The sequence below is a fragment of the Terrabacter sp. NPDC000476 genome (assembly GCF_040300125.1).
Lineage (GTDB): Bacteria > Actinomycetota > Actinomycetes > Actinomycetales > Dermatophilaceae > Terrabacter.
The window spans coordinates 2,375,698-2,392,717 of sequence record NZ_JBEPDF010000001.1; the positions used below are offsets into that span (position 1 = coordinate 2,375,698).

At 74.8% G+C, this 17,020-nt stretch carries 16 protein-coding genes; 6 read left to right on the forward strand and 10 right to left on the reverse strand.

What is annotated here, in order from left to right:
- The first annotated feature begins 56 nt into the window (after positions 1 to 56).
- From ABT295_RS11175 to ABT295_RS11185, 3 genes are read left to right on the forward strand one after another with little or no spacing between them, the layout of a single operon-like run.
- Positions 57 to 536, forward strand: a complete 480-nt coding sequence (locus ABT295_RS11175; RefSeq protein WP_352394422.1) for an acyl-CoA thioesterase — start codon at positions 57 to 59, stop codon at positions 534 to 536.
- Positions 533 to 1,015: a TY-Chap domain-containing protein gene (locus ABT295_RS11180; RefSeq protein ID WP_352394423.1), complete on the forward strand. Its 483-nt coding sequence runs from the start codon at positions 533 to 535 to the stop codon at positions 1,013 to 1,015. Before ABT295_RS11175 ends, ABT295_RS11180 begins: the two co-directional genes overlap by 4 nt.
- A gap of 27 nt (positions 1,016 to 1,042) precedes the next feature.
- Positions 1,043 to 1,570 (forward strand): hypothetical protein, encoded by a 528-nt coding sequence (locus ABT295_RS11185; RefSeq protein ID WP_352394424.1) that lies wholly within the window; start codon positions 1,043 to 1,045, stop codon positions 1,568 to 1,570.
- An 18-nt stretch (positions 1,571 to 1,588) separates the two neighbouring features.
- Here the strand turns inward: ABT295_RS11185 and ABT295_RS11190 are convergent, their stop codons facing one another.
- The 3 genes from ABT295_RS11190 to ABT295_RS11200 are packed head-to-tail and all read right to left on the reverse strand — an operon-like array spanning position 1,589 to position 5,695.
- Entirely contained in the window at positions 1,589 to 2,404 is an 816-nt protein-coding gene (locus tag ABT295_RS11190) for an SDR family NAD(P)-dependent oxidoreductase (protein WP_352394425.1), read from the reverse strand.
- Between the two features lie 10 nt (positions 2,405 to 2,414).
- Positions 2,415 to 3,386, reverse strand: coding sequence for an NADPH:quinone oxidoreductase family protein (locus ABT295_RS11195; protein WP_352394426.1), 972 nt, complete (start codon positions 3,384 to 3,386; stop codon positions 2,415 to 2,417).
- Between the two features lie 14 nt (positions 3,387 to 3,400).
- Entirely contained in the window at positions 3,401 to 5,695 is a 2,295-nt protein-coding gene (locus ABT295_RS11200) for an exo-beta-d-1,3/1,6-glucosidase (RefSeq protein WP_352394427.1), read from the reverse strand.
- A 77-nt stretch (positions 5,696 to 5,772) separates the two neighbouring features.
- Here ABT295_RS11200 and ABT295_RS11205 point away from each other — a divergent pair, with 77 nt between their 5' ends.
- Positions 5,773 to 7,041, forward strand: a complete 1,269-nt coding sequence (locus tag ABT295_RS11205) for a DUF4921 family protein (protein ID WP_352394428.1) — start codon at positions 5,773 to 5,775, stop codon at positions 7,039 to 7,041.
- A 34-nt stretch (positions 7,042 to 7,075) separates the two neighbouring features.
- Here ABT295_RS11205 and ABT295_RS11210 read toward each other — a convergent pair whose 3' ends face one another.
- The 3 genes from ABT295_RS11210 to ABT295_RS11220 form a co-directional block, all read right to left on the reverse strand.
- The gene (locus tag ABT295_RS11210) at positions 7,076 to 7,366 is read right to left on the reverse strand and encodes a DUF3072 domain-containing protein (protein WP_352394429.1); all 291 of its coding nucleotides are present in this window, start codon (positions 7,364 to 7,366) and stop codon (positions 7,076 to 7,078) included.
- Between the two features lie 51 nt (positions 7,367 to 7,417).
- Complete coding sequence (locus ABT295_RS11215) at positions 7,418 to 7,951, reverse strand: sigma factor (RefSeq protein ID WP_352394430.1); 534 nt, start codon at positions 7,949 to 7,951, stop codon at positions 7,418 to 7,420.
- Between the two features lie 83 nt (positions 7,952 to 8,034).
- The gene (locus tag ABT295_RS11220) at positions 8,035 to 9,492 is read right to left on the reverse strand and encodes a flavin-containing monooxygenase (RefSeq protein WP_352394431.1); all 1,458 of its coding nucleotides are present in this window, start codon (positions 9,490 to 9,492) and stop codon (positions 8,035 to 8,037) included.
- Positions 9,493 to 9,579: 87 nt separating this feature from the next.
- On the opposite strand from ABT295_RS11220, the gene ABT295_RS11225 reads away from it, so the two are divergent.
- Positions 9,580 to 11,601 carry an oxidoreductase gene (locus tag ABT295_RS11225; protein WP_352394432.1) on the forward strand — a complete coding sequence of 674 codons (2,022 nt, stop codon included), beginning with the start codon at positions 9,580 to 9,582 and terminating at the stop codon, positions 11,599 to 11,601.
- Between the two features lie 69 nt (positions 11,602 to 11,670).
- On the opposite strand, the gene ABT295_RS11230 is transcribed toward ABT295_RS11225, so the two are convergent.
- The 4 genes from ABT295_RS11230 to ABT295_RS11245 are packed head-to-tail and all read right to left on the reverse strand — an operon-like array spanning position 11,671 to position 15,028.
- Positions 11,671 to 12,966 carry a glycosyltransferase gene (locus tag ABT295_RS11230; protein ID WP_352394433.1) on the reverse strand — a complete coding sequence of 432 codons (1,296 nt, stop codon included), beginning with the start codon at positions 12,964 to 12,966 and terminating at the stop codon, positions 11,671 to 11,673.
- A 1-nt stretch (position 12,967) separates the two neighbouring features.
- Positions 12,968 to 14,002 (reverse strand): LLM class flavin-dependent oxidoreductase, encoded by a 1,035-nt coding sequence (locus ABT295_RS11235; RefSeq protein WP_352394434.1) that lies wholly within the window; start codon positions 14,000 to 14,002, stop codon positions 12,968 to 12,970.
- A complete protein-coding gene (locus tag ABT295_RS11240) occupies positions 13,999 to 14,646 on the reverse strand; it encodes a 2'-5' RNA ligase family protein (RefSeq protein ID WP_352394435.1) in 648 nt (215 codons plus the stop codon). Before ABT295_RS11240 ends, ABT295_RS11235 begins: the two co-directional genes overlap by 4 nt.
- Entirely contained in the window at positions 14,591 to 15,028 is a 438-nt protein-coding gene (locus ABT295_RS11245; protein ID WP_352394436.1) for a MarR family winged helix-turn-helix transcriptional regulator, read from the reverse strand. Before ABT295_RS11245 ends, ABT295_RS11240 begins: the two co-directional genes overlap by 56 nt.
- A 90-nt stretch (positions 15,029 to 15,118) precedes the next feature.
- On the opposite strand from ABT295_RS11245, the gene ABT295_RS11250 reads away from it, so the two are divergent.
- On the forward strand, positions 15,119 to 17,008 hold the full coding sequence (locus ABT295_RS11250; protein ID WP_352394437.1) for an ABC transporter ATP-binding protein: 1,890 nt from the start codon (positions 15,119 to 15,121) through the stop codon (positions 17,006 to 17,008).
- Positions 17,009 to 17,020 lie beyond the last annotated feature (12 nt).

Consider the following 17,020-nt stretch of genomic DNA (forward strand, 5'->3'; position numbering starts at 1 on the left):
CCGAGCACGGGTCACCGCCCCGGAACCACGCCGGAGGCCTCGGGCAGGATGGGCCCATGGCCGACACCCCCGAGCGCGACCCGCGCACCCTGACGCTCGCGGACTTCCCCGTGCACCGCCCCGTCACCACGCGGTGGTCCGACAACGACATGTACGGCCACCTCAACAACGCCGTCTACTACGAGCTCTTCGACTCGGCCATCAACGGCTGGCAGGCCGAGCACGTGACTGTCGACCCCACGGGCGATCCGACGCAGGGGGTCGTCGCCGAGTCGGGGTGCGCCTTCTACGCCGAGGTCGCCTTCCCGGCGCCGCTCGTCGTCGGGGTGCGGGTCAGCCGGCTCGGGCGCAGCAGCGTCACCTACGAGCTCGGCCTCTTCGTCGACCCGGTGCGCAGCGCCGAGCCCGACCCCGGCATCAAGGCGCTCGGCCACTGGGTGCACGTCGAGATCGACGCCGCCACGCGCCGCCCCACCCCCATCCCCGAGCACCTGCGCGCCCTCATGGAGACGGCGGTCGCGGGGGCACGCGCGTGACCGACCCGCTCGAGGAGACGTGGGAGGCCTGGACGGCCCGCCTCGGGGCCGACCTCGCCGGCCTGGCCGCCGACGACTGGGTGACCTTCAGCGTGCGCGCCCCGTCACCCCCGCCGAGCCCGGATGCCGGGTCGCCGGCTTCACGCCCCAGGCCGCGGTTCGGGCGTGCGCGGCGGGGAGCCGCGGGCTCGTCCGGGGCGACCGTGCCCGACGTCTTCGTCCAGGTGCGCCGGCTCGAGGGCGTGCTCGCGCTCGAGTGCATCGGCGACACGCAGTTCGAGGGCCTCACCGACCTGACGCCTGCCCAGCAGTCCGCCCTCGAGGCGCTCGGTTGGGTGCGGGCGGGTGACGACCCGGAGTTCGACGTGGCCCTGACCGAGGGCGCCGCCGCTGCGGCGCTCGTGGCCGCGAGCCTGCGCACCGTCCTCGGGGCGGCCACGCCGGCCGACGTGGACGTCCGCCGCGCGCCGCGTCCCTGACCCGTCGCTCGCTCCTATCCTCGGAGGATGGACGATGCCGCAGCGGAGCCGCCGGTCGCCTCCACCGCCGATCCCTTGGCCCAACAGCGCGCCGAGCACCTCAAGGAGCGGGTCTACATCACGTTCACGGCGCTGGCCGTCGTGCTCGCGCAGCGCGCGCACGCCGAATCGGCGGGGAGGGCCGCGTCGACGCTCTTCATCGCCGTCATCGGGACGCTGCTCGCGGTCTTCCTCGCCGACGTCGTGTCGCACCTCGCCGTCCACGCCTCGCTGCCGACCGCACCCGAGCTGCGGCACATGGTCCGGGTCAGCTTCGGCACGCTCGGCGCCGTCGGCCTGCCCTTCGCCTTCATGGGGCTGGCGGCAGCCGGCGTCTGGACCCTCGACGGGGCGTTGCGCGCCTCCACCATCGCGCTCGTCGCCGCCCTCGCCGTCATCGGGTGGGTCGCGGCGCGCCGGGCGCCGCTCTCGTTCGGTCAGCGTCTCGTCGTGCTCTTCGGCGAGTTCGCCCTGGGCCTCGCCGTCATCGGGCTCGAGGTCCTCGCCCACGGGTGACCGCGCCGGGCGACGGAGTCAGCGCGCGGCACCGAGCCGACGGGCCGAGCGCTTCATGACGGCCGTGTAGACCGGGCGCGCGAACCGCTTGGCGCGCCAGGCGATCCGCCCGTCGCGGTCGGTGAGGATGACGTCGCGACGGGCGTCGATGCCGCGCACGACGACGGCGGCGACCTCCTCGGCGGAGCGCTTCGACCCGCTGACCATCTTCTTGCCGGCCGCCTCCATGTCGGCGTCGGCGCCCTGGAACGAGGCCCCGAGGTTGGTGCGGAAGAAGGACGGGCACACCACCGACACGTCGACCCCGTGCGGGGCGAGCTCGTGCGACAGCGTCTCGCTCAGGGCGACGACGCCCGCCTTGACGGTGTTGTAGGCCGCCATCCCCGGCGCGTGGACGAGGCCGGCGAGCGAGGCGGTGTTGACGATGTGGCCGTGGCGCTGCTCCTTGAGCAGGGGCGTGAAGGTGCGGCAGCCGCGCACGACCCCGAGCAGGTTGATGTCGACGATCCAGTGCCACTCGTCCATCGTCGCGACGTCGATGCGGCCACCCGCCGCCACGCCGGCGTTGTTGACGAGCAGGTCGAGCCCGCCCCACGTGGAGCGCACGTGCTCGAGCGCCGCCGCCCAGGCCTCGTCGCTGCGCACGTCGAGCGGGAGGTATGCCGTCCGCTCGGGCAGCACGTCGGGCCGCGACTGCGACACGTCGGTCGCGAGCACGAGGTCACCGCGCGCGTCGAAGGCCCGCACGAGCGCCAGGCCGAGGCCGGAGGCCGCGCCGGTGACGAGGACGCGTCGGGGAGAGGTGGACGGGGCGCGGTTCGGGCGGGACGGCATACGCCCCAACCTAGTCGCGGACGGTCAGGGTGACCTTGCCCTGCGCGCGGCGTCCGTCGATCTCGGCGAGCGCGGCGGCCACGTCGGCGAGCGGGTGGCGCGTGCCGATGGGCGGGTCGAGCGCACCGGACTCGAGGAGCGGGAGGAGCGCCTGCCACTGGGTGCGCAGGTAGCCCGGGTCGGGCATCCAGAACGCGCCCCACCCGACGCCGACCACGCTGATGTTGTTGAGGAGCAGGCGGTTGACCTTGACCTCGGGGATCTGCCCGGCGGTGAAGCCGATGACGAGCAGGCGGCCCTCGGGCGCGAGGCAGCGGAGGCTGTCGGTGAAGCGGTCGCCGCCGACGGGGTCGACGACGACGTCGACACCGCGACCCTCCGTCAGCGCCTTTGCGGCGGCGAGGAACCCGTCCGCGAGCACGACGTGGTGCGCACCCGCCGCTTGCGCGGTCGCGGCCTTCTCCTCGGACGACACGACCGCGATGACGCGCGCGTCCATGGCTCGGGCGAGCTGGATCGCGGCCGTCCCGATGCCTCCGGCGGCGCCGTGCACGAGCACCACCTCACCCCGCTCCAGCTGCCCGCGACGGGTCAGCGCGAAGTGCACGGTGAGGTAGTTCATCGGCAGCGCCGCGCCCGTGGCGAACGACAGGCCGTCGGGCAGCGGGAACACCATCGCCTCGGGCACGGCCACCGTCTCGGCGAAGGCGCCGAGCACGGGGAAGGCCGCGACGCGGTCACCCGGCTGGACGGCGCTGCCCGGCGCCGCCTCGCGCACGACGCCGGCGCACTCGGCCCCCGGCAGGAACGGCAGCTCGGGGCGCATCTGGTAGAGCCCGCGGCTCATGAGGACGTCGGGAAAGCTGACGCCGGCCTCGTGCACGTCGACGAGGACGTGGCCGGGCTCGAGCGTCGGCTCGGGCACCTCCTCGACGCGGACGGATGCCGGGCCGTCGAGGTTCGTGATGCGTGCGGCTCTCATGGCTCCGACCCTAGTCAGACATCGCGCCCGGGCGTGATGGTGAAGGTCACACCGTGGAGGTCGGCCTCGCGCGAGCTGCGCCCGACGAGCAGGCGGAACTCCCCCGGCTCGACGACCCGCCGCCCGGCCGCGTCGACGATCGAGCACGCCGCCGCCGGCACGTCGAGCCGCACCCGCACCGACTCCCCGGCAGGCACCGTGACGCGGCGGAACGCCTTGAGCTCCTTGGCCGCCCACGTGACGCTCGTGACGACGTCCGTCACGTAGGCCTGCACGACCTCGTGCGCCGGCCGGCTGCCGGTGTTCGTGAGCGTCACCTCCGCCACGAGCACGTCGGCCGGCGCGAGCTCGGCCTGCTCGATCGCGGGCTCGGACCACTCGACCGTCGTGTAGCCCAGGCCCTCGCCGAAGACGAACTGCGGCTCCTGCGTCAGGTCGGCGTAGCGGTGCCCGTGCTGGCCCCTGACCTGGTTGTAGTAGGTCGGCTGCTGGCCGACGTGCCGCGGGATCGAGACGGGCAGCCGGCCGGCGGGCTCGACGTGCCCGAGCACCAGCTCGGCGAGCGCCCGACCGCCCCGCATCCCCGGGCTCACCGCCTCGATGACGGCTGCCGCGCGCAGGGCGCTCGGCGGCACGACGCACGGCTTGGCGTGCAGGAGCACCACGACGACAGGGGTCCCGGTCGCGACGACCGCGTCGAGCAGCGCGACCTGCCCGCCCTGCAGCTCGAGGGTGGCGGTCGAGCACCCTTCTCCCGTCAAGGCCATCGTGTCGCCGAGCACGACCACGGCGAGGTCGGCGTCGCGCGCCGTGGCCACGGCCTCGGCGAGCTGGTCCGCGTCGACGGGCGCGGCGGCGGAGACCGGCGGGCGCGGCTGGCCGTCGGGGAAGAGGGGCCCGTCGGGGTCGGGCACGAGGGTCTCGATCTCGGCTCCCCGGGCGTGCGTCACCGTCCACCCGGGAGGCACGACGGCCCGGAAGCCGTCGAGGACCGTCTCGACGGTCTCGCGGGGGTGCCCGTCCGGCATCCAGTCCACCTGGCCCGAGGCGCCGGCCCAGTCGCCGAGGTTGGCCTGCGGGTCGTCCGCGTTCGGCCCGAGCACGGCGACGGTCCGCGCCGTCGCACCCGGGTCGCCGACGGCATACGGCAGCGTGCCGTCGTTCGTCAGGAGCACGAGGGAGCGTCGGGCGACGTCGAGGTTGAGCGCCGCGTGGTCCGCCGAGCCGATGACGAGCCGCTGCCGCCCGGCGTCCGGCGGGCGGGGGTTCTCGAAGAGCCCGAGCTCCAGCTTGACGCGCAACACCCGCCGCACGGCCGCGTCGACGTGCGACTCGTCGAGCAGGCCCCGCGCCACGGCCTCCTGCGCGGCGTCGAAGAACGCCGGGGTCGTCATGACGAGGTCGTTCCCGGCCCGCACGGCCACCGTGGCCGCCTCGACGTCGTCGGCACAGACCTTCTGCTCCCAGACCATCCGGCCGACGTTGTCCCAGTCGGTGACGAGGGTGCCGGTGAACCCCCACTCGCCCTTGAGCACCTCGTCGAGGAGCCAGGCGTTCGCCGTGACGGGCACCCCGTCGATGGCCTGGTAGCCGAGCATGAAGGTGCGGCAGCCCTCCTGGACGGCGCGCTCGAACGGCGGCAGGAACCACGACGTCAGCTTGCGGCGGCTGAGGTCCGCCTCGCTCGCGTCACGTCCGCCCTGGGTCTCCGAGTAGCCGGCGAAGTGCTTGGCGCACGCGAGCACCGCTGTGGGGTCGGTGAGTCCGTCGCCCTGGTAGCCGCGCACCATGGCCGCCCCGAGCTCGCCGATGAGGTACGGGTCCTCGCCGAACGTCTCTCCGACGCGGCCCCAGCGCAGGTCGCGGGTGATGCAGAGCACGGGCGAGAAGGTCCAGTGGATGCCGGTCGCCGACACCTCGACGGCGGTCGCGCGGGCGGCCCGCTCGACGAGCTCCGGGTCCCAGGTGGCCGCCATCGCGAGCTGGGTCGGGAAGATCGTGGCGCCGGGCCAGAACGAGTGGCCGTGGATGCAGTCGTCGGCGGTGAGCAGCGGGATGCCGAGCCGCGTCCGCTCGGCGAGCGCGATCGCCTCGACCATCCGCTCCGGCGACGTGTGGAGGATCGACCCCGCCAGCTTCGTGCTGACGATGTCGTCGAGGTCGCCCCGCGCGTCGAGCTGCAGCATCTGGCCGACCTTCTCGGCCAAGGTCATCCGGCCGATCAGGTCGTCGAGCCGGTCCTCCACCGGCAGGGAGGCGTCCCGGTAGGCCCAGGTCGTGCGCTGGTCTCGTGCGTCGTCGTCGGCCACCTGCACGACGCTAGCCCAGGACCGCACCTTCCTGCGTGGCGCGTCCGGGCGCCCTAGGCTGGCCGGGTGATCGAGCCGTGATCGAGCCGCTGACCCGCCTGCCGGACGGGACCGTCAAGCAGGTCAACCCCATCACCGGGACGAAGGTCTGGACGCTGCCGGGCCGGGCCGCGCGACCGCTCGGCCAGCCGATGCACCACCCGCTGCCCATCGACCCGGCCGACCACGACTCGCACTGCGCGTTCTGCGCGGCGCGCAAGCGGGAGACGACCCCCGAGATCGCCCGGCTCGTGCGGGACGACGCGGGGTGGCGCGAGGTGCGTGGCGTGCTCGCCGACGACCTCGACGAGACCGTGGCGGAGTTCCGGCTCATCCCGAACCTCTTCGAGATCCTCAGCTACGACTACTGGCACCTGGCCCACGGCTGGGAGCCGACAGAGGCCTCCCGCGCGCGCCGGACGGCATACCTCGCGAGCGCCGGCGGCCGCGCGCACGTGACGGCCCTCGCCCGCATCCGGATGCGGGCGCGCGGCGCCGAGGGGGCCGACGCCGAGCCACTGGCGCACGACGACCTCGAGCGCGAGGCCGTCGGCCTCTTCGCCGGCAACCACCAAGTGGTCGTCGCGCGACGGCACCACCTCGACGGCGCGACCGACGACAGCCAGCTCGCGGGCTCGGGCACCCTGACGCCCGAAGAGCACTGGCAGTACACGGATCTCACGATCCGCGCGATGCGCGACCTCTACCGCGACAACGACTGCGCGCGCTACGTGTCGGTCTTCCAGAACTGGCTGGCGCCGGCCGGCGCGTCGTTCGACCACCTCCACAAGCAGGTCGTCGCCATCGACGAGCTGGGCACCCAGAAGGAGGACGAGATCGCCCTCGTGCGCGACGAGCCGGACGTCTTCGCGCGGTGGGGCGCCCGGTATGCCGCCGAGCAGGGTCTCGTCGTCGCCCGCACCGAGCACGCGGTGGCGTTCGCCGGGGTGGGCCACCGCTACCCGGCCCTCGTCGTGCACGTGACCGGTCCCGGCGCGTGCCCGTGGGACCTCACGGACGAGCAGCGGCGCGACTTCTCGGACCTCGTGCACGCCTGCCACGCCGCGACCGGGGTGCACGTGCCGTCCAACGAGGAGTGGCACCACCGCCCGCCGGGCGTCGACGTGCCGATGCCCCTCCGCGCCGTGCTGAAGTGGCGCATCTCCACGCTGGCCGGCTTCGAGGGCGGCACGAAGATCTACGTCAACACGATCAGCCCGTGGGACGTGCGCGACCGTGCCGTCGCCCGGCTGCGCGAGCTCGCCCGGGCCGGCGCCCTGTCCGACCGCGTCACGATCGGTCGGTAGGGCGACAGCCCGCGCGGTGGGACGGCCGGACCGGTCAGAGCTCGCTGCCGGTGCCCTCGGTGCGCCCCTCAGTGACGCCGCGGCCCGTCGCCGACTGCAGCCGGTCGATGTGCTCGGAGGCCTCGGCCTTGGTGAGGTCGGCGGGCAGGGTCTCGCCGGCCTCGCGGGCGAGGGTCTCGAGGTAGCTGCGCTGCGCCCCCGTCATGGCCTCGTCGCCCGTGACCCAGTCCTCGGGGTCCTTGATGGTGGAGTCGCCCCCGGCGGCCGCGGCCGCGCCGGTGGCGCCGATGACGTCGTCGTTCGAAGGTGTGTTCGATTCGCTCATGCGCTGCCCATACCCACTTCGTGCCCCGCGCGCGCCGCGGGGCACGTCGGGTCAGCTCGCGGTGGCCCCGGCGGGCCCGGCGGGCCCGGCGAGGCCGGCGATGCCCGAGCCGGGGGCGGCGGGTGCGCCGAGGGCGCCGAGGGCCGTGCGCAGACGCGCACACGCCTCGGCGACCGGGATCCCGAGGGCCTGGGCCACGTCGCGGACGGGGTGCCCGCCGTAGTACGCGAGCTCGAGCACGCGGTCGTGGCCGGGGTGGCCGTCCGGCTCCTCGTGCGCCTGGACCGAGGTCAGGGGGTGCCGGGTGTGTCGGGCGTGCGCCACGGCGCGGCGGTGCGCGAGGCCGAGCACCCAGGCCACGGCGCCGCGCGACGTGCCGGCGCGGTCCGCCGTGCGCCACACCTCGACGAAGACGTCGCCGCACACCTGCTCGGCCTCGTCGAGGTCGCGCACGATGCGGCGGACGAGGCCGAGCACCCGGGCGGCGAGCAGGTCGTAGAGCTCGGCGAGCGCCGCCTCGTCGTGCCGGGCGATCCGGGCGACGAGCAGCGCCGCGTCGGCCTCGAGCGATCCCTGCTGCGCCATGCGATTCTCCCGTCGTCGTTCCGGACGGGGTCGTACCCGATCACACCGCCCCGGAGTCGATCGCGTGGGCGCGTCGGCCCCGTTCAGCGGGCGAAGGACATCCCCTCGGTGACGTCGCCGTGGAGCATGTCGCGGCGGTCGAGCAGGTAGTTCTGGCGCATCAGCCAGGGCGCGCCGTCACCCTGCTGCGGCAGCTCGTCGGCCGCGCGCTGCACGTAGCCGGAGCGCAGCGGCAGCAGCGGCCGACCCACCATGCCGCCCGGCGCGCGGGGCACGGCGACCCGCCACCCGTGCCGGTCCATGTGGTCGAGCAGCCGACACAGGTAGCGGCTCGCGAGGTCGGCCCGGAGGGTCCACGACGCGTTGACGTAGCCGATGCACATGGCGAGGTTGGGCACCCCGGCGAACATCGTGCCGCGGTAGACGGTGAGGTCGCCGGTGCGGCAGGCCTCTCCGTCGACGCTGAGCGCGATGCCCCCGGCGATGCGGATGCGCAGGCCGGTGGCCGTCACGACGACGTCGGCGCCCAGCTCCCGGCCCGAGCCCAGCCGGACGCCGCCCTCGGTGAAGCTCTCGATCGTTTCGGTCACGACGTGCGCCCGGCCGTCCCGCACGGCCGCGAAGAGGTCGCCGTCGGGCACCACGCAGAGGCGCTGGTCCCACGGGTCGTAGGTCGGGGTGAAGTGGTCGGCGACGAGCTCGCTCGACCCGAGCGCCCGCATGGCGCCGCGGGAGAGGAGCGACCTCAGCAGGGCGGGCCGGCGGCGGCTCAGCTCGTAGACGCCGAGCGCGCCGAGGACGTTCTTCCACCGGGCCGCCGAGCCGGCCGCGCGCGGTGGCAGCACCCGCTGCAGCGCGTTCCGCACGCGGTCACGACGGGGCAGCGAGGCGATCCACGTCGGGCTGCGCTGGAGCATCGTGACGTCGGCCCCGCGCTCGGCCAGCGCCGGCACGAGCGTCACGGCGGTGGCGCCCGACCCGACGACGACGACCCGGCGCCCTGCCACGTCGAGGTCGTCCGGCCAGAACTGCGGGTGCACGACGCAGCCCCCGAAGTCCTCGAGGCCGGGGAGCCGCGGGTCGTGCGGCCGGTCGTAGTCGTAGTAGCCGCTGCAGAGGTAGAGGAACCCGCAGGTCAGCCGGTCGCGCCCGCCGGCGTGCTCGACGGTGACGAGCCAGCGCGCGTCGGCGCTCGACCACTCCGCGGCGACGACCCGGTGGCCGAGGCGCACCCGCTCGGTGATGCCGTGCCGGTCGGCCGTCGCCCGCAGGTAGTCGAGGATCTTGTCGCCGTCGGCGATGGCGTCCGGGTCGGTCCACGGCTCGAAGGGGAAGCCGAGCGTCATCATGTCCGAGTCGGAGCGCACCCCCGGGTAGCGGAAGAGGTCCCACGTGCCCCCGATCGCGTCGCGCGCCTCGAGCACCGCCCACGTGCGCGCCGGCGCCGACCCGGGCGACGACGTCGCGAGCCGGTAGGCCGCGCCGACACCCGAGATCCCGGCGCCGACGACGAGGACGTCCAGGTGCTCGAGATCGCTCACCCCGCCATTCTCACCCACGCCGGCCGGCACTGTGACGCAGGCCGCGTGCAGGGCTACCGGGCGGTAACCAGCGGCTACCCTCGGCGGGTGACGACGGCATACCCCCACCTGCTCGAGCCCCTCGACCTCGGCTTCACGACGCTGCGCAACCGCGTCGTCATGGGCTCGATGCACACCGGCCTCGAGGACCGGGCCCGCGACTTCGACCGGCTCGCGACCTACTACGCCGCGCGGGCGCGGGGCGGCGCCGGCCTCATCGTGACGGGTGGCTTCGCGCCCGACCTGGCCGGCGCGCTCTATCCGGGCAGCTCCGTCCTGGTCACCTCACGCCAGGCCCGGCGGCACCGCGTCATCACCAACGCCGTGCACCGCGAGGGCGGCAGGATCGCCCTGCAGGTGCTGCACGCCGGCCGCTACGCGTACTCCCCGCTCGCCGTGTCCGCCTCGGCCGTGAGGTCACCGATCTCGCGGTTCACCCCGCGCGCGCTCGGCCCGCGCGGCATCCGGCGGACCATCGCCGCGTACGCCCGCTGCGCCCGGCTCGCTCGCGAGGCCGGCTACGACGGCGTCGAGATCATGGGCTCGGAGGGCTACCTGCTCAACCAGTTCCTCGCGCCGCGCACCAACCACCGCACGGATGCGTGGGGCGGCTCCCCGGAGAACCGGCGTCGCCTGCCCGTCGAGGTCGTCCGCGCGGTGCGCGAGGCGGCCGGGCCGGACTTCGTCGTGGTCTACCGCCTCTCGGTGCTCGACCTCGTGCCCGACGGCCAGAGCTGGGACGAGGTCGTCGCCCTGGCCCGTGAGGTCGAGGCCGCGGGCGCGACGATCCTCAGCACCGGCATCGGCTGGCACGAGGCGCGCGTGCCGACGATCGTCACGTCGGTGCCGCGCGGCGCGTTCACCCGCGTGACGGCACGGTTGCGCCCCGAGGTCACGGTGCCCGTCGTCACCTCGAACCGCATCTCCATGCCCGACCTCGCCGAGCAGGTCGTCGCCGACGGCAGCGCCGACCTCGTGTCGATGGCCCGGCCCTTCCTCGCCGACCCCGAGTGGGTGGCCAAGGCCGCGAGCGGCCGCGCCGACGAGATCAACACCTGCATCGCGTGCAACCAGGCCTGCCTCGACCACACGTTCGCGCGGAGGACGGCCACCTGCCTCGTCAACCCGCGCGCCGTCCGCGAGACCACGCTCGTGCTGGCGCCCAGCCGCCGGACCAAGCACGTGGCCGTCGTCGGCGCCGGCCCCGCCGGGCTCGCGGCCGCCGTCGCCCTCACCGAGCGCGGGCACCGCGTCGAGCTCTTCGAGGCCCGCGGCGAGCTCGGCGGCCAGTTCGCCATCGCCATGCGCATCCCGGGCAAGGAGGAGTTCGCCGAGACGATCCGCTACCACCGCCGCCGGCTCGAGCTCGCAGGCGTCACGGTGCACCTCGGCCGCCGCGCGGAGGTCGGCGACCTCACCGGCTTCGACGAGGTCGTCGTCGCGACGGGTGTCGAGCCGCGCGTGCCCGATGTCCCCGGCATCGACCACCCCACGGTCGTCACGTATGCCTCCGCCGTCCGCGGCGAGGTGCCGCTGGGTCGGCGCGTGGCCGTCATGGGTGCCGGCGGCATCGGCGTCGACGTCAGCGAGTTCCTCACGCACGTCGAGTCGCCCCTGACGGTCGAGCAGTGGATGGCCGAGTGGGGCGTCGGCGAGCCGGCCGCGTCGCGAGGCGGCCTCGTCGCGGCGACGCCCGAGCCGTCACCGCGCGAGGTGCACCTGCTCCAGCGCAAGGCGACCCCGATCGGGCGCGGGCTCGGCAAGACGACCGGTTGGGTGCACCGGACAGCCCTGAAGGCCAAGGGGGTCCACCACCACGTCGGCGTCAACTACGAGCGCATCGACGACGAGGGCCTCCACATCACGCACGGCGAGGACCGCACCGACCCCCGCGTGCTCGCCGTCGACACGATCGTGCTCTGCACCGGGCAGGAGTCGGTCAACACGCTGGGTCCGGCGCTCGCGGAGGCCGGCGTGAAGGTGCACGTCGTCGGCGGCGCCGACGTCGCGGCCGAGCTCGACGCCAAGCGCGCCATCCGCCAGGCCACCGAGCTCGCCGCCACCATCTGACGGGCGCGTGCGGCACGCGCGACACACGAAGTCCCGACCGGCCTGCCGGTCGCCGCTGCACCGGCTCGGTCAGCCCGACCTGGTGCGTTCGGAGGGTCCGCGCAGGTACCCGTCGACGAGACGGGCCGCGTCGCCGGCGCCGTCCTCGGCCCGCACCCGTTCACCGAGGGCGTATGCCGCCGCGCGGGCTCCCGGGGACAGCGCCACCTCGAGCGCGCGCTCGAGGCGCTCCGCCGTGAGGTCCTTGCGGGCGATCGGCGCGGCCGCCACCCCGAGGTCGGCCACCCGGCGCCCCCAGTACGGCTGGTCGGCCGCGTGCGGCACGACGACCTGCGGCACCCCGGCGCGCACGGCGGCGGACGTCGTGCCCGCTCCCCCGTGGTGGACGACGACGGAGCACCGCGGGAGCAGGACGTCGTGGGGCACCGGGCCCACCGCACGCAGGTCCTCGCGGGCGGGGACCGTGAGCCCGGCGAGGCCCGCCGACACGACCCCGCGCGACCCGAGACGGCCGAGCACGTCGGCGACGATCCGCGACACCCCGCCCGGGTCGGGCGTCGGCATCGAGCCGAACCCGACGTAGACGGGCGGGTCGTCGCGGTCGAGGAACGCCTCGAGGTCGGCGGGCAGGGCCGAAGCCGTGTCGTCGTCGCGCACCCAGTAGCCCGTCTGGCGCAGGGCCGCGGGCCAGTCGGCCGCCGGCGGGACGACGTGCGGGCTCGCCGCGAGCAGGGTCGGCGTCCGCTCGGCGGCCGACGTGTAGTGGCGGAACCGCTGCCGGGGCAGTCCCCGTCGGGCTCGCACGAGGTCGCCGGCAGGTCGGAAGAGGTCGAGGGCGACACGTCCCGCGAGGGTGCTCCACGCGCGGTTCGCCCACGAGGCGGCGCGGGGCCGGAGGGCGAGGGCGACCGAGTGCCCGTGGGCGCTCGGCCACACCGGGGCGAAGACCGCGTAGAGGTGCGGCTTCGTCGGCCTCCCGCCCCGGTGACCCGGGTCGAGCAGGGCGTCGACGAGGTCGAAGGTCAGGGCGCCGGACACGACGGCGTCCGCCGTGTCGACGAGGCGGGTCACGTCACCGGCGAGCTGCTCGGCGGTGCCGGCCATGACCTCGCGCATGAGCCGCGCCTCGCGCACCTGCGTGCGCGCCGAGCCACGCAGCGACTCGCGCCCGAGCCCCTCGCGCAGCGGCCCCTCGAGGTCGAACGACAGCGGCTCGAAGTCGACGCCGCTGCCCACGACGACGTGACCGAGGTCGGCCGGCGCAGCGAGCGACACGGCATACCCCCGTCGCCGGAGGCGCTGACCGAGGGCCACGAGCGGCTGCACGTCGCCGCGAGAGCCCATGCCCAGCAGCAGGATCCGCACGTCAGCGCTCGCCGAGCTGCGCACGCACGCGCGGCACGACCTCCTCGGCGTAGAGGCGGATGCACTCCATGCGCTGGTCGTGCGGGAGGGTGCCGAAGGAGTACTTGAGCTGGAAGCGCGAGAGGCCGAGCACCTGCACGGTGTCGACGATCTTGGCGGCCACCGTGTCGGGCGAGCCGCAGTAGACGGCGCCCCCGGGTCCGAGCTGCGCGAGCGCCTGCTCCTTGCCCATGGGCGCCCAGCGACGCTCGCGGCCGAGCTTGTTCATGTAGGGCAGGAAGTGCGGCATGAACTCGTCGCGCGCCTGCTCGTCGGTGGCGGCGACGTAGCCCGGCGAGTGCACGCCGACCGGCAGCTCGTCCTTGCCCATCTCGGTCAGCGCGCGCCGGTAGAGGTCGGCGAGCGGCGCGAACTGGCGCGCGGACCCGCCGATGATCGCGATGACCACCGGGAAGCCGTAGTGCGCGGCGCGGACCACCGACTGCGGCGTGCCGCCGACGCCGACCCACACCGGGAGCCGGCCCGACTCGGTGGCGGGCATGATGCGGTCGACGCTCAGGGGCGGGCGCGTCGAGCCCTCCCAGCGGACCGGCTGCTCGGAGACGATGGCCGCGAGCAGGTCGAGCTTCTCCTCGAAGAGCGTCTCGTAGTCGGCGAGGTCGAGGCCGAAGAGCGGGAAGGACTCGATGAACGAGCCTCTGCCGACGGTGATCTCGGCGCGACCGTTGCTCACGGCGTCGACGGTGGAGAAGCGCTCGAAGACGCGGACCGGGTCGTCGCTCGAGAGCACCGTCACCGACGTGCCGAGACGGATGCGCTCGGTGCGGCTCGCGAGCGCCGCGAGCACCACGTCGGGCGCGCTCACCGCGTAGTCGTCGCGGTGGTGCTCGCCCACGCCGAAGAAGTCGAGGCCGAGCCGGTCGGCGAGCTCGCCCTCGGCGAGCACCTCCCGCACGACCGTGGCCGGGTGGAGCGGGGCGCCGTCGGGCCCCTCGGCGATGTCGCCGAAGGTGTCGAGGCCGAGTTCGAGGCTCATGGCCCCATCGTAGGTATGCCGGCCGCGGTCCAGACGGGCCACACCCTCCGGGCGTCGGGGTCCCACCGCCGCACCTCGACGACGGCCCCGTCGTGCGCGTCGCGCCCGTCGTGGGCGCCGTCGGCGTGCGCCGCCTCACGCAGCAGGGCGATCGCCCGCTCGACCTGCCCCGCGCCGAGGCCGCGCCCCAGGGTGAGGTGGGGCACCCAGCGCCCGACGGCGACCTGGCCCGTCACCTCGGGGGCACCCGCCATCGCCGCGGCGACCGTGGCGTGCAGGTGCAGCAGCCCGGCCGACGGCACGAGGAGGCGGGCCAGCACGAGCCGCGCTCCCCCGAGCACGACGAGCGGGCCGAGGCGGGCCGGCACCGGTCCGTCTCCGAGCGCCTGCGTGAGCGCGGGGCCCAGCCCGTCGTCGACGACGGCCGGCACCGCGACGGCGGCCGACAGGGTGACGTGGGGGACGTTCGTGTCGCCCTGGTGCGCGGCCTGGCTCGGCAGCCCCGCCTCGGCGAGCAGCTGCCACTCGCGGCGCACGGCCGCGTCGGTGACGGGGTCGACGAGGGCCTCGACCGACTGGAGCGGCACCTCACCGGCTCCCGGCGTCGAGGCGCGCGAGCAGCCGCGCCAGGGTGGCGCGGTCACGCTCGCCGAGCACGCCGAAGAAGGCCGCGCCCGCCCGGCGCCGCGCCTCGTCCACCTCGGCGAGCACGGCCCGCCCCTCGTCGGTCAGGACGACCGTCATGGCGCGGCGGTCGTCGGGGTCGGGCGCCCGTGTGACGAGGCCGCGCAGCTCGAGGCGGTCGACGACGTCGGTGGCCGAGCGCGGCGCGATGCGCAGGTGCTCGGCGACGACCCCGAGCCGGGTGGGCCCGTGGCGGCCGACGACCCGGAGGGCGCGGGCGTCGTGCGGCGACAGGTCCGGGCCGAGCCCGCTCGCCCACTGCCGGCGCAGGGCCCGTGCCGACTCCATGAGCAGCTCGTCGAGCGAGGGGTCCTCGCCCGGGGGACCGTCGACGTCGCGCACGGCAGCAGCATACGGGGCGGCGTTGCTACAAGACCTCATATTGAGGTAACCTCAGCATCATGGGAAGACGCCGACAGATGGAGTGACCACATGACCGTTCCCCCCAGCACCCCTCGCGGCGGCCGCGGCGGCCGTCAGCCCGAGACGATCGACCCCCTGGACCGCCGCCGGCTCGCCGAGTCGCCCGTGTCGGTCCGACGCGTGGCCCGACTCTTCCGCCCCCACGCCCGCACCGTCGTGGTCGTCACCGCAATCATCGTGGCCGTGTCGGTCATCTCGATGGCCCAGCCCTTCCTCCTGCGCACCGTCATCGACGACGCCCTCCCGGCGCGCGACGTGCGGCTGCTGCTCTGGGCCGTCGGCGGCATGCTCGCCGTCACCGTCGTCACCCAGCTGCTCGGTGTCGTGCAGACGTGGCTGACGACGAGGGTCGGCCAGCGGGTCATGCACGGCCTGCGCACCGACGTCTTCCGGCACCTCCAGCGGCAGTCGGTCGCGTTCTTCACGCGCACCCGCGGCGGCGAGGTGCAGTCCCGCCTCACGCACGACATCACCGGCATGCAGTCGGTCATCACCTCGACCGCGACCGGCGTCGCGAGCAACGCGACCACGGCGGTGGCGACGGCGCTCGCCATGGTCGCCCTCAGCCCCCGCCTCTCGCTCCTGTCGCTGCTCGTCGTCCCGCCGGCCGTGCTGCTGACCCGCCGGGTCGCCCTGCTGCGGCGCGACATCACGACGACGCGACAGCGCCGGCTCGCCGAGCTGCACAGCCAGGTGGAGGAGGGACTCACCGTGAGCGGAGCCACCCTCGTCAAGACGATCGGGGCCGCCGACGCGACCGCCGAGCGCTTCGCCGCCACCTCGACCGACCTCATCGACCTCGAGCTGCGCTCCCAGCTCGCCGGGCGCTGGCGCATGGCCACGATGCAGATCGTCTTCGCCGCCATCCCGGCCCTCGTCTACCTCGCCGCCGGCTTCCCGGCGACCTCGGGCGGCATGACGATCGGCACGCTCGTCGCCTTCACGACGCTGCAGGCCGGCATCTTCCGCCCGCTCATGGGGCTGCTCGACATCGGCGCGCAGTGGGTCACCTCGATGGCGCTCTTCAGCCGCATCTTCGGCTACCTCGACCTGCCCGTCGACGTCGCACCTCCGACGGATCCCGTTGCCGTGAAGCACGACCGCGTCCGCGGCGAGGTGCACTTCGAGGGCGTGCGGATGAGCCACGACGTCGACGCCGAGGAGCCGACGTATGCCGTCGACGACGTGACGCTGCACGTGCCCGCGGGCACGACGCTGGCCCTCGTCGGCGAGACCGGCTCGGGCAAGTCGACCCTCGCCGGCCTGCTCGCCCGGCTGCACGACCCGCAGTCGGGGCGCGTCACGGTCGACGGCATCGACCTGCGCGACCTCGACCCCGCCGACCTCGCCCGCATCGTCGGTGTGGTCTCCCAGGACACCTACCTCGTGCACGCCTCGATCCGCGACAACCTGCTCCTCGCCGCTCCGGGGGCGAGCGAGCGCGAGCTGTGGCAGGCCCTCGAGGCGGCCCAGGTCGCGGCGCTCGTCGACGGCCTGCCCGACGGGCTCGACACGGTCGTCGGCGCCCGCGGCCACCGCTTCTCCGGCGGCGAGAAGCAACGGCTCGCCATCGCCCGGACCCTGCTGCGCAACCCGCGCGTGCTCGTGCTCGACGAGGCCACGAGCGCCCTCGACACCGAGACCGAGCGCGAGCTGCAGCAGGCCCTCGACCGGCTCATGGCCGGGCGCACGACGCTCACCGTCGCGCACCGGCTCTCCACGGTCCGTGGCGCGGAGCAGATCGCCGTGCTCGACCAGGGCCGCGTCGTCGAGCTCGGCCGCCACGACGACCTCGTGCGACGCGACGGCCGCTACGCCCGCCTCGTCGCCGAGCGCGCGCTCACGGAGGTGTCCCGGACGGGCGGGGCGGCCGGGGCGGGCGGGACGCTCGCCGCCTGAGGACGGCAGGAT

Bases quoted from the DNA above. Each gene is read 5' to 3' on its own strand.
- ABT295_RS11175 (WP_352394422.1), top strand. From the start codon at position 57: ATGGCCGACACCCCCGAGCGCGACCCGCGCACCCTGACGCTCGCGGAC.
- ABT295_RS11210 (WP_352394429.1), bottom strand. From the start codon at position 7,366: ATGAGCGAATCGAACACACCTTCGAACGACGACGTCATCGGCGCCACC.
- ABT295_RS11185 (WP_352394424.1), top strand. From the start codon at position 1,043: ATGGACGATGCCGCAGCGGAGCCGCCGGTCGCCTCCACCGCCGATCCC.
- ABT295_RS11195 (WP_352394426.1), bottom strand. From the start codon at position 3,386: ATGAGAGCCGCACGCATCACGAACCTCGACGGCCCGGCATCCGTCCGC.
- ABT295_RS11215 (WP_352394430.1), bottom strand. From the start codon at position 7,951: ATGGCGCAGCAGGGATCGCTCGAGGCCGACGCGGCGCTGCTCGTCGCC.
- ABT295_RS11250 (WP_352394437.1), top strand. From the start codon at position 15,119: ATGACCGTTCCCCCCAGCACCCCTCGCGGCGGCCGCGGCGGCCGTCAG.
- ABT295_RS11190 (WP_352394425.1), bottom strand. From the start codon at position 2,404: ATGCCGTCCCGCCCGAACCGCGCCCCGTCCACCTCTCCCCGACGCGTC.
- ABT295_RS11235 (WP_352394434.1), bottom strand. From the start codon at position 14,002: ATGAGCCTCGAACTCGGCCTCGACACCTTCGGCGACATCGCCGAGGGG.